Here is an 11,892-nt window from a genome sequence, read left to right on the forward strand (position 1 = left end):
CGTAGCTTCCAGTGGGGAATCTCGTGTGGCGTTAAGTGGCAATGCTTGAGACGATCAATTTCGTGATCCTGATCGCCGCGGGCCTGGTGGCGGTCTCCGTTTTCACGAGCCTCATCAGCTTCAGGGTCGGCGCGCCCTTGCTGCTCGTCTTTCTCCTCGTCGGCCTCGCGGCGGGTGAGGACGGACCGGGCGGGATCGAGTTTGCCGACGCATCCGCCGCCTATTTCATCGGCTCGATCGCGCTGGCGATCATCCTGTTCGATTCCGGTTTCGAAACACGCTTTTCCACGCTGCGCATGGCCGCGGCGCCTGCGGTCACACTTGCGACCGCGGGCGTCGTATTGACGGCGGCAATCGTCGGCACGGCGGCACATCTTCTTTTCGGCTGGAGCCTGTTGGAAGGCTTGCTCCTGGGTGCGATCGTCGGATCCACGGACGCCGCCGCCGTCTTTTTCCTGCTTCGTGTCGGGGGCGTTCACCTGCGCGAAATGATATCAGCGACACTGGAAGTCGAATCCGGCTCGAACGACCCGATGGCGATCTTCCTTACCTTCACGCTCGTCTCGCTCGTCACCACCGGCCTCGACGAAGGTGCGGCCGCATCCGCCCTTGCCATCGCTTTCATCCAGCAAATGGGCATCGGCTTCGTATTCGGTCTGGCGGGCGGCTACGTCATCGTCCAGATCGTCAACCGCATCAAACTCGAACCGGCGCTCTACCCCATCGTCGTCTTGGCGCTTGCTCTCGTTCTCTTCGCAGCGACATCGATGGTCGGCGGCAGCGGATTTCTCGCCGTATATGTCGCCGGCATTCTTTGCGGCAACGTGCGTATCCGCCAGCAACCGGCACTAAAGCGCTTTCAGGGCGGCATGACCTGGCTTGGGCAGATCGGCATGTTCGTCACGCTCGGTCTCCTCGCGACACCTTCGCAATTCGGTCACGTCGCGGTTGCCGGTCTTGCCCTCGCTCTCACTTTGATCTTCGTCGCAAGGCCGTTTGCGGTGTGGATCTGCCTGCTTCCCTTCGGCTTCACCCGGTCGGAATCGGCCTTCGTCTCCTGGGTGGGGTTGCGCGGCGCGGTGTCGATCCTGCTGGCGATCCTGCCACTTATCCATGGCCTGCCGAATGCGCAGGCGATCTTCAATGTCACCTTCCTGATCGTCCTTACCTCGCTCGTCCTGCAAGGTTGGACAATCAAGCCGATGGCACGCTGGCTGAAGCTCATCGTCCCGCCGCGCATCGGCCCGGTGGAGCGAATGGAGCTCGAACTTCCAGGCGGCAGCGATCACGAAATCGTCTCCTACCGTGTGCACCCTGACAGTGCGGTGGCGCGCGGCGACCGGATTCCCCGCTGGGCTCGACCGGTCCTCATCATGCGCGAAGGTCGCTCCATCCGCGTGCAAAAGGCCGGCCGCCCGCAGCCGAATGACCAGATCTACATTTTGACCTCGGCCCGGCAGGTGCCTGTTCTCGATGCGCTTTTCGCAGCCCCTGCCGAAGTCGCTCACGACCCGGCTCTGTTCGGCGATTTTCAGCTGGACCCCAATGCACCGCTTGCCGATGTCGGCGCAATCTACGGCTTCAGGGTCGTTACCGGCGACCAGGGCCTGACAATTCGCGAATTGATGACCCGCGAACTCGGTGACGATATCGAGCCGACCGATCGCGTGCCCTACGGCAGCATAGATTTCATCGTCCGCCAGATCGACGAGGAGCATGGCATTACCGATATCGGCCTTGCGGTGGAGCACATCGAAACGGATGAACCGAACCTTCCTTTCTTTTTCTCGCGCGACGACATTGCCGATTTTTCGCGCCGTCGCTACCGCCGGCTGCGCGCACGGCTGAGGCGCAGAGGGCAAGTCAGACGGCAACGTTCGCTTGAAAAAGCAGCTTCTGCCTCACAGACGGCGGTACCTTCGCACGATGATGGCGGAACGGAGCCTCTTTCACCGGCCCCGCACGAGCGAAGCCAGGAAACCGCGGATGCTCTCAAACCCATTTCCGCACCACAACCTGCCAATGACGCGGAAAGTCGCCAGACGCCGCCTAATTAGGGGTTTCGCCAAAGCGTTTTTTGAAGTCCGCGCAGTGGTCGGTCCGGTCATAGACCGGTGTGAACCAGAGATAATCGAACGTCTTGGTTTCATTGACGCTTTGCGGGAGATAATCCGCTGCCTTCCCTTCGCCCGGTTCGACCTCGCGAAAAGCAACGGTCAGGATTTCGTCTCCCGACACACCTCTGCGCCTCAGGAACTTCGGAACTGCAAGATCGTCCCTCGCATGCCCGCCACCAGCGATCAGGGCAGCGCCATTGCCCGGTGAGCCAAGCATGGCATCGGCCAGCGCCGCATCCCGGAAAGCCTGCACATCCGCCATGGGCTTCAGGCTTTCCCTGGGCACCAGTCCGCAGTGGCTTTCGAAAAGGATATTCGAGACGAGTTCGCGTTCGGCATCGGTTTCTTCTTCCGAGAGCCCAAGACGTTGCTCCTCGGCTTCTCCCAGCGCGATCAGACCGTCCTTGCCAACCGCCTTGCGGCTCCTGACGTTCGCATCTCCGGCACGAACAGGCAGTCCGAATGTGATCGCCGCATCCAGAACGGGCTTATAGGTTTCCCAGGAAGGCCAACCGCGCTCTTCCCATCGCAAAGCAGCGCCGAACCCTTCCGAATTGCTGTCCGCCAGCGCAAGGTATGCGTCTATATCGTTCTGCATGTCCTGGGAGATCATTTCGAAGACCACTGCGGGCCTGCGGCCCTTTTCGGCAATCGATCGAACGACCCAGGCTTGCAAGGCGTGGTGATCCGGATTGTCATGTATTTCGCCAAGCAGGACGTATCGGCTCTCGGCTGCCTCGCTCACAAGGTCGCCAGGTGTGACGAAACGCCGTTCCTCAACGGACCATATTTTCCCGACCAGAGGGTGGTCTGCAAAATACTCTGAGACCGGCGTCGGCGGCTCGGCATGGGCGAGGCCTGCCGAGACGCCGAGAACAATTAATGCGAAGCCAAATCGAAACACGTCGCGCTCCATTTCCCGTTCTCACCCGAATATGGAACGGAAAAGGCCGGGGGCGAATGCGGTTCACGCATTCGCCCCCTGAATGAGGCAGGATATAGAGGTTTTTCAGCTCATGCAGCGTCAGGGTTTTCCAACGCCAGCGCAATGCCCTGACCGCCGCCGATGCACATGGTGACGAGGCCGTAGCGCCCGCCGGTGCGCTTCAGCTCATACATCGTCTTCACGGTGAGAATGCAGCCCGTCGCCCCGATCGGGTGACCAAGAGCGATGGCTCCACCGTTCGGGTTCACCTTGTCGGAGGCAAGCCCCAGTTCGCGCATGACGGCGCAGGCCTGGGCGGCGAAAGCCTCATTCGACTCCACCACGTCGAAATCCGAAGCCGAAAGGCCCGTTTTCTCCAGAAGCTTGCGCACTGCCGGGATAGGGCCAATGCCCATGACGCTCGGCTCCACGCCCGCATGGGCATAGCCGAGAAGCCTCGCCATCGGCTTGTGGCCGGCGGCCTTGGCAGCTTCGGCATCCGCCAGCACCACGGCTGCCGCTCCGTCATTGATGCCGGACGCATTGCCCGCCGTAACGGAGCCGTCTTTCTTGAAGACCGTGCGCAGACCCGCAAGGCCTTCCGCCGTCGTCTCGCCGCGAACATGCTCGTCTGTATCGAAGGTAAAGGTCTTGCGCCCCTCGGTAATTTCGAGCGGCAGTATCTGATCCTTGAAGCGCCCCTGCTCTATCGCGGCAGCCGCGCGGCGCTGGCTTTCAAGCGCCAGCTCGTCTTGGGCGGACCGATCGATCTTGTATTCATCGGCGACGTTTTCCGCCGTCACGCCCATATGCCCGCCGCCGAACGGATCGTTCAGCGCGCCGATCATCATGTCGACCATCGCGGCATCGCCCATCTTCACGCCAAAGCGCGCGCCAGGTGCGATGAACGGGCCGCGGCTCATGGATTCAGCTCCGCCCGCTACCGCGAAATCCGCATCGCCAAGCAGGACCGATTGCATGGCGGAAACAATTGCCTGCGCCCCGGACCCGCAAAGCCGGTTCAGCGTCAACGCGGGCGTTTCGACCGGGATGCCGGCCTCAACCGCCGCGACGCGGGCGAGATACATGTCCTTCGGCTCGGTGTTGATCACGTGGCCATAGACGACATGGCCGATCTTTTCCGGCGCAACGCCCGCGCGTGACATCGCCTCCTTGGCGACCATTCCACCAAGCTTCGAAGGCGGCATGGACTTAAGCGCCCCGCCGAACGTCCCGATTGCCGTTCTTACACCCGAAAGAAGCACCACTTCACGCTGGCTCATGGCAAGTTTCCTCCTCATAGGGGCGCATTCGCGCCTGCCGAATTCATGGACCGATTTTGAGAAGGACTCTACGGGCAGCGATGCTGCGCTGCAAACTCACAAAAAGGATAGTCGTGCAATCACGGACAAGCATAAGCCCCGGTGCATCGCTGCCCCGGGGCTTTGTGCAAACGCGACCGAGTGACGATCAATGCGTGGAGAAAGGAATTCTCACGCCGATGGAGACGGCGTGGAACGTATTGTCGTAGTTGAAGGCCGTCGTGGCTGGCTGTCCGTTCCCGGTCGGCGTCGTACCGCCCTTCGCCTCACCGGCATCGGTATAGCGATACGTCAGATCGACCTCGACCGGCGAACCTGTCCCGAACAGATCCCCCACTTCTGCGGAAACACCGCCGCCGAGGGACCATGCGAAGGATGTATTCGTCTTGCCCTCAAACTCACGAACGGTATCCGGCGGAGCGAGAGTCGTGTTTGTCCGTGTCCAATCGTCCATATCGTTGACAGCCACGCCGATGCCACCTGTCACGAATGGCTTGATCGGGCTTTCGTACCCCGCAAGCGTCAAGGGCTCAACGAACAGATTTGCCATGATGAGCCAGGTAGAGACACTTGCATCAATATCGGCATGCGGGCCCGGAAGCGGCGCAATCCAGTTCGCATCAATATCCGCCTCGCTCAGATAACTGAGCGAAAGATCGCCCCGCACACCATCATGAAATTGCGCGCCAAACGCAGCGCTCCCGATGAATGCACCATCGGCGTCAAGGTCATATGTTACAACCGTACCGCCAGGTCCGGCCCAGTTTCCGCGATCTTCCGCAAGCCATGCTGCTCCACCCTCGACGCGAAAATAAAGCTCTGTCGGCCAGATGGAGGATCCATCCTGGGCGGACGCCGCCCCCATTCCTCCCAAGACGGCTCCTGCGGAGAACACCGCGAAAAGGTAACTGCGAATACTCATGATTGCCCCTGAGATCAAAGAGACGCGACATGCGCCCCAGACGAATCTTTCATTCACGAACGTAGCTGCAACTCGTACATTCGCAATATCGAACATTCACATTTATAGATTTTTCCGCAGAGGAATCTTGAAGCGTTGCGCGCTTGCAACAAAACTGGCGTGAAAGCGATTGTAAATCACTCAAACTCATTAACCATATGAAATCATGCATATTTTAATTAACATAATAATTTTCGAATATTTGATATTTGTCAAAATAACCCGCATAAAACTGCCGTAGCGTCATTCACACAATGCGGTGATTCACTGCAACTCGCGGAAGGAGTGAAGTGTAATGAGCAAATACGGTGTTTTCATCAGCCGGTCGGTTCTTGCCGTCGCATTGCTGTCGGGAACGGCTGTCGTTCTTGACCATGCATTCGGCACCGGCGTTACCAAAGCCTATGCCCAGCAGGGCGGCGGTGGAGGCGGTCACGGGGGCGGCGGCAGCGGCTCCGGTGGAGGCGGCAACGGTAGTGGCGGCGGCGGCGGAGGACATTCCGGCGGCGGCGGCGCAAGTGGCGGCGGTGGGCACTCCGGCGGAGGCGGTGCGAGCGGCGGCGGCACCGCCCATGTATCGGGAGAAGAAGCAGACTCCGACGGACGCGGACCGCGCTACGGCAAACCCGACGAATCCCGTGGCCAGCCGGTCTGGGCCGACGAAGGCATCCCGGAAGTCGAACTTGGCAGGCTGAACGTCGCGCGCGCGCCGGGCAACATTCTGGACCGAGCCCGGCAAGAGCTGGTGAGTGGCGATTATCCTTCCGAAATCACGGAATACTACAATAAGACAGCAGAGGAACTTGCCGACCTTCTGGCAAGCGATTGGGATCTCTACTCGTCCTACATCGTGGATTCCCCGTTGGAAAACCTTGCGATCTTCCGCGATGCGATTAACGGCATCACGACCCTGCCGGGCGTCACGGTGGATATCGACCTTATAGCGATCACGCTGGGTCTTGCTTCCGACAAGAACGTCATCGTCACGGAAGATACCGTTACGGCGATGATCACTATCCTCGGTCAGGACCCGGCCGATTTCGACATCGCGACAATTGCCGAGAAAGCCGACGATGTGCGCGCTGCCGCGCTGGAAGGTCACGGCTGATCGCATCATCAACCGTAAAAAATCAAGCCGGCCGCCAATTAGGTGGCCGGCTTATTTCATCCGAACGAGACGCCATTTACAGCCAGCGTCGCACGCGGCTGCAATATTCGACGTACGCCCGTCCGAAAACCCTCCTAGCATTCGCCTCTTCGAAGGGGATGTACCAACTGTTGGCGACAAGGAAAAACGCGACGACAAGCACAAGATTGAGCGGAGAATTGATGAGGATCGCAGCCCCGATGAGCAGGACAAGGAAACCCAGATACATCGGATTTCGACTGTAGGCGAATACGCCTTCCGTCACGAGAATTTTCGGCTCGCGGAAGGTGTTGATTTCCGTCCCCACTCTGAAAAAACGCCGGCTGCCTGCGGCAAGAAGGCCAATGCCGACAAATAGGACGAGGAGCCCGGCCCAGTGTGCGGGCGGCGGCACAAGCGGCCCGAACGGCAGGAAACGAGCCACGGCCACCATCATCGCCAGAAGTATCGCCACGAGGACAGGCGGTATCAGCCATTTCATCGAAACCCTCCCATGAATGCCGATGAAACAGCCTCGCGCCGGAATTGGCAATCGCCGTTCAGTTGAATGCCGAGTACAAAATCAAACGGCGGCGCATGAGCGCCGCCGTCCGGGAATTTCGCAGTGACTGATCGATATCAGCGCATCGTCGGAATGACGAATTCCGCACCTTCCTTCACGCCGGACGGCCACCGCGAGGTCACGGTCTTGGTGCGGGTGTAGAAGCGGAAGGCGTCTGGCCCGTGCTGGTTCAGGTCGCCGAAGCCAGAACGCTTCCAGCCGCCGAAGGTGTGATAGGCAAGCGGCACCGGGATCGGCACGTTGACACCGACCATGCCGATGTTGATGCGGCTTGCGAAGTCGCGCGCCGTATCGCCGTCACGGGTGTAGATCGCAACCCCGTTGCCGTATTCATGGCTCATCGGCAGGTCGATGGCCTCGTCATAGGTCTTGGCGCGGACCACCGAGAGCACCGGACCGAAGATCTCTTCCTTGTAGATCGTCATGTCCTTGGTCACGTTGTCGAACAGGCAGCCGCCCATGAAGAAGCCGTTTTCATACCCCTGCATGGAAAAGCCGCGCCCGTCGACGGCAAGCTTCGCGCCTTCCTTCACGCCCTGGTCGACGAGACCCTTGACGCGCTCAAGCGCCTGCCCCGTGACGAGCGGGCCGAAATCGACATCGTCGCCGGCGGTATAGGGGCCGATCTTGAGGCTTTCCACGCGCGGGACGAGGCGCTCCATCAGCGCATTCGCCGTCTCATCGCCCACAGGCACCGCGACCGAAACCGCCATGCAGCGCTCGCCTGCAGCACCGTAGCCAGCGCCGACGAGAGCATCCGCCGCCTGGTCGAGATCGGCATCCGGCATGATGATCATGTGGTTCTTGGCGCCGCCGAAGCATTGCGCGCGCTTGCCGTTTGCGGTTGCCCGCGAATAAACGTATTGCGCGATCGGCGTGGAGCCGACGAAGCCGACGGCCTGGATCTCAGGGTGATCGAGAATTCCATCGACGGCTTCCTTGTCGCCGTTGACGACATTGAGAATTCCCTCAGGCAGCCCCGCCTCCAGCATCAGTTCCGCCAGCATGATCGGTACGGATGGGTCACGCTCCGACGGTTTCAGGATGAAGGCGTTGCCGGCGGCGATCGCCGGGCAAAACTTCCACATCGGGATCATGGCCGGGAAGTTGAATGGCGTGATACCCGCGACGACGCCAAGCGGCTGGCGCATGGAATACATATCGATGCCGGGGCCCGCGCCTTCGGTAAACTCGCCTTTCATCAGGTGCGGCGCGCCGATGCAGAATTCGGCGACTTCCAGACCGCGGATCACGTCGCCCTTCGCGTCTGGCAGCGTCTTGCCATGCTCCCTGGAAAGGGCTTCGGCAAGCTTGTCCATGTCGCGGTGGAGCAGGTCGACGAATTTCATCAGGACGCGTGCGCGGCGCTGCGGGTTGGTCGCGGCCCAGGCCGGCTGCGCAGCCGCCGCATTGGCGATCGCCTCGTTGAGCTCCGCCTCGTTGGCAAGCGCGACCTTCGCCTGCACTTCGCCCGTTGCCGGGTTGAAGACGTCGGTAAAGCGGCCCGACTTGCCTTCGACGTGCTTGCCGCCAATGAAATGACCGATCATGTTCATGTCGCTTTCCTCCCTCCGGCGCGTTTCGGCGGCCGGACAATGGATCATGCGCCAGCGCGCATTGATGAAACCGAAAATCCGTTCGCTGGGAACGGCTTCCTTGTGCCTCTAATAAATGTAGAGCGCAACACGCGATCTGGCGCATCCGTTGTGCGGAATTTATAGTCGCATAAGTTCACTGAATTGAACGAGACCTGACTAAAACACAGAAAGCCGGACGAGATGAACTGGGATGACTTGAGGATCTTTCTTGCCGTCGCCCGCTCCGGGCAACTTCTGGCGGCCGCCCGCAGGATCGGATTGAACCACGCCACCGTTGCCCGCCGCTTGAGCGCGTTGGAGGCAGCTCTCGCCGCAAAGCTCGTGGACCGTCGGACTACGGGTTGCGTCCTTACCTCGGCGGGCGAGAAATTCCTGGAAACGGCCGAGAGGGTCGAAGGCGAAATGCTCGCCGCCAGGGCGGAAATCGGCGAGGAGGATATAGTCGTTGCCGGGACCGTCCGCCTCGGTGCGCCTGATGGGTTTGGCGTTGCTTATCTCGCGCCGCGTCTTGGCGAACTTTGCGCACGCCATCCGGACCTCACACTGCAACTCGTGCCGGTGCCGCGTGCCGTCTCGCTATCGCGTCGCGAGGCCGACATGGCGATCACGGTCGACCGGCCCGAGCATGGGCGGCTGGTTGCGCGCAAGCTGGTCGATTACGAACTCGGCCTCTTCGCCTCCCACGCCTACCTCGAAACCGCGGGCGCACCGAAATCGGCCGCCGCATTGAAGGACCATGCTCTCGTGGGTTATGTCGAGGACCTCGTCTATTCGGCAACCCTCGCCTATGCAGACGAAGTGGACCGTGCCTTCCAGCCCCGGTTCGAAATCGCTTCCTCCCTGGGCCAGAGCGAAGCGGTTCGCGCCGGCGCCGGCATCGGCATCCTGCACTCCTTCATCGCCCGCGGCGTTCCCGGCCTGATACAGGTTCTGCCGGAGTTGACCATTCAGCGAACCTACTGGCTCGTTATCCACGAAAGCGTGCGCGAATTGCGCCGTATTCGCACGGTTGCGGATTTCATCGTCGAAAGCGTCGAACGCGACAGGATGCATTTCCGCTAAACCGGCCTTCACAGCTCACAAATACGTGAAACTACTTATAATAAAGCATTTATCGTAATCCGCGATGGTTGGCCCACTTTTAACAAGCGATGCCATTACCGGCATCCCCAATCCAAGAGGACCAACTCGTGACGCTCGATTCCCGATCAGGAAATAAGCGGCCGATCGCCCGACTGTTTATTGCCACCAATATCTTTGCCCTCCTGTCGCTTGCCTTCGTCGGCTTCGCCTGGATGATGTATGGCAATGCCCAGAACGATGTCCGCAACGCCTATGACAACCGATACAGATCTTATCTTCTGGCCGATGAGCTTCGTCAAAGCTCCGACGACCTGACCCGCCTCGGCCGCACCTATGTCGTTACGGGTGATGCAAGCTACGAAGAGCAGTATCTGGACATTCTCGCGATCCGGAACGGCTCAAAGCCCCGTCCGGAGGACTACCACCGCATCTATTGGGACTTTGTGGCCGTCGGCAGGAAGCCGCGCCCCGACACAGAAGCCATGCCGTTGCTGGACCTGATGAAGGAAGCAGGCTTTACCGATGCGGAATTCGAGAAGCTGGAGCAGGCACAAGCGAATTCCGATGGCCTAGTCCAGCTTGAAGTGAAGGCGATGAACGCCGTCAAAGGCCTATTCGAGGACGGAAACGGCGGATATACGACAAAGAAGGATCCAGATCCGAAGCTGGCCCAGGAGCTTGTTCACTCCAGGCAGTATCATGCCTACAAGGCTGACATCATGCAGCCGATCGACGAGTTCTTCGTCCTGCTGGACAAGCGCACGCAGGGCGCGATCGACGCGGCGCTTTCGAGCGCCGCCTTTTTCAGAAACATGCTTTTGACCGCCATCGCCGCGGTTGTGATCGCCTTCGCCGGCCTTTCCTATCTGGTGTTCAATCGCATTCTCCGACCCATCGGTCGTTTGAGCGAAGCCATGTACGGTCTTGCAAGGAACGACCTCGAAACACCGGTTCATGGCACCGATCAAGCCGACGAAGTCGGCGAAATGGCGAAATCGGTCCAGGTCTTCAAGGACAGTCTCATTGAAGCGGAGGCCCTCCGACGCGACCAGGCGAGCGACCAGCAAAGCCGGGCGAAAAGGCAGCAGGCGATGGAAGACGCCATCAACGGCTTTGACCAAAACGTATCGCAATCGCTCGCCGCTGTCGCAAACGCCACCGAGGAGCTTCGCGGCACCGCCGGCAGCATGTCCGCCACGGCGGAAGAAACGAGCCGTCAGGCCACTTCGGTTGCGGCGGCGACCGATCAGGCTTCCAGCAACGTTCAGACCGTCGCTTCCGCGACCGAGGAGCTCTCTTCCTCGATAGACGAGATCGGACGGCAAGTTTCAACTTCCGCGGATATCGCCCGCAAGGCGGTGGAAGACGCGGACCGAACGAATGCCCAGGTTCAGAAGCTCAACGAAGCGGCAAACCGCATCGGCGACGTCATAAAACTTATCAACGACATTGCCGCCCAGACGAACTTGCTTGCCCTGAACGCAACGATCGAAGCGGCGCGCGCCGGCGATGCCGGCAAGGGCTTCGCGGTTGTCGCGGCGGAGGTGAAGGAACTTGCCGACCAGACGGCCAAGGCGACCGAGGAGATCAGCGGTCAGATCAATGGTATCCAGACTGCCACGACCGACAGCGTGCAGGCGATAGAAAACATATCCAAGACGATACGCTCGATCGACGAGATCGCCACGGGCATTGCCTCCGCAGTCGAGGAACAGACGATCGCGACGCAGGAGATCAGTCGCAACATTCAGCACGCTTCGGCGGCTTCGGCGGAAGTCTCGGACAATATCTCGGGCGTAACCCGCGCCGCGGGCCAGACGGGTTCGGCCGCTTCGCAAGTTCTCTCGTCTTCGGACAGCCTGTCGGAACAGTCGGAGAAGCTGCGGTCAGAGATCGACCGGTTCCTGGAAACCGTGCGCGCAGCCTGACCGCAAAAACCGCGAAAAAGTATACTCGTTCGACCGGCTCCGACCTGATTCAGGTTCGGGGCCGGTTGCCTTTCGGTCGTCGTCTCAGACGCGATATCTCGAATAGGCGTAAAGCTGATCGTAAATTTATCCGTATCTTGTTTATCGCGCATTTACTGTAAAAAACTTTTCCAAGCTGCTGACGATGCATAAAGAATTTCCGTTAGGTCATTATTATGAAAACATCCGCAAATTCACTTGAAGAAGGCA

General features: G+C 60.0%; 9 protein-coding genes. 4 read left to right on the forward strand and 5 right to left on the reverse strand.

Annotation, left to right across the window (positions count from 1 at the left end; genetic code table 11):
- The first annotated feature begins 41 nt into the window (after positions 1-41).
- Positions 42-2,057 carry a potassium/proton antiporter gene (locus tag GR183_RS11850; RefSeq protein ID WP_160775857.1) on the forward strand — a complete coding sequence of 672 codons (2,016 nt, stop codon included), beginning with the start codon at positions 42-44 and terminating at the stop codon, positions 2,055-2,057.
- On the opposite strand, the gene GR183_RS11855 is transcribed toward GR183_RS11850, so the two are convergent.
- The 3 genes from GR183_RS11855 to GR183_RS11865 all read right to left on the reverse strand — a co-directional run bounded on the left by GR183_RS11855 (position 2,050) and on the right by GR183_RS11865 (position 5,382).
- Positions 2,050-3,033, reverse strand: a complete 984-nt coding sequence (locus tag GR183_RS11855; RefSeq protein ID WP_160775858.1) for a ChaN family lipoprotein — start codon at positions 3,031-3,033, stop codon at positions 2,050-2,052. The two genes, GR183_RS11850 and GR183_RS11855, sit on opposite strands and share 8 nt — an antisense overlap.
- A gap of 98 nt (positions 3,034-3,131) precedes the next feature.
- Positions 3,132-4,325, reverse strand: coding sequence for an acetyl-CoA C-acyltransferase family protein (locus GR183_RS11860; RefSeq protein WP_160775859.1), 1,194 nt, complete (start codon positions 4,323-4,325; stop codon positions 3,132-3,134).
- A gap of 187 nt (positions 4,326-4,512) precedes the next feature.
- Positions 4,513-5,382 (reverse strand): outer membrane protein, encoded by an 870-nt coding sequence (locus GR183_RS11865; RefSeq protein ID WP_160775860.1) that lies wholly within the window; start codon positions 5,380-5,382, stop codon positions 4,513-4,515.
- Between the two features lie 238 nt (positions 5,383-5,620).
- On the opposite strand from GR183_RS11865, the gene GR183_RS11870 reads away from it, so the two are divergent.
- Positions 5,621-6,433 carry a hypothetical protein gene (locus GR183_RS11870; protein WP_160775861.1) on the forward strand — a complete coding sequence of 271 codons (813 nt, stop codon included), beginning with the start codon at positions 5,621-5,623 and terminating at the stop codon, positions 6,431-6,433.
- A gap of 76 nt (positions 6,434-6,509) precedes the next feature.
- Here the strand turns inward: GR183_RS11870 and GR183_RS11875 are convergent, their stop codons facing one another.
- Both GR183_RS11875 and GR183_RS11880 read right to left on the reverse strand, forming a co-directional pair.
- A complete protein-coding gene (locus GR183_RS11875; RefSeq protein WP_160775862.1) occupies positions 6,510-6,953 on the reverse strand; it encodes a methyltransferase family protein in 444 nt (147 codons plus the stop codon).
- A gap of 137 nt (positions 6,954-7,090) precedes the next feature.
- On the reverse strand, positions 7,091-8,590 hold the full coding sequence (locus GR183_RS11880; RefSeq protein ID WP_160775863.1) for a CoA-acylating methylmalonate-semialdehyde dehydrogenase: 1,500 nt from the start codon (positions 8,588-8,590) through the stop codon (positions 7,091-7,093).
- A gap of 222 nt (positions 8,591-8,812) precedes the next feature.
- On the opposite strand from GR183_RS11880, the gene GR183_RS11885 reads away from it, so the two are divergent.
- Both GR183_RS11885 and GR183_RS11890 read left to right on the forward strand, forming a co-directional pair.
- Entirely contained in the window at positions 8,813-9,694 is an 882-nt protein-coding gene (locus GR183_RS11885) for a LysR family transcriptional regulator (RefSeq protein WP_160775864.1), read from the forward strand.
- A 128-nt stretch (positions 9,695-9,822) separates the two neighbouring features.
- A complete protein-coding gene (locus GR183_RS11890) occupies positions 9,823-11,643 on the forward strand; it encodes a methyl-accepting chemotaxis protein (protein WP_202396064.1) in 1,821 nt (606 codons plus the stop codon).
- The last annotated feature ends 249 nt before the right edge of the window (positions 11,644-11,892 follow it).

Origin of the sequence: Stappia sediminis (assembly GCF_009826895.1) — a bacterium.
GTDB lineage: Bacteria > Pseudomonadota > Alphaproteobacteria > Rhizobiales > Stappiaceae > Hongsoonwoonella > Hongsoonwoonella sediminis.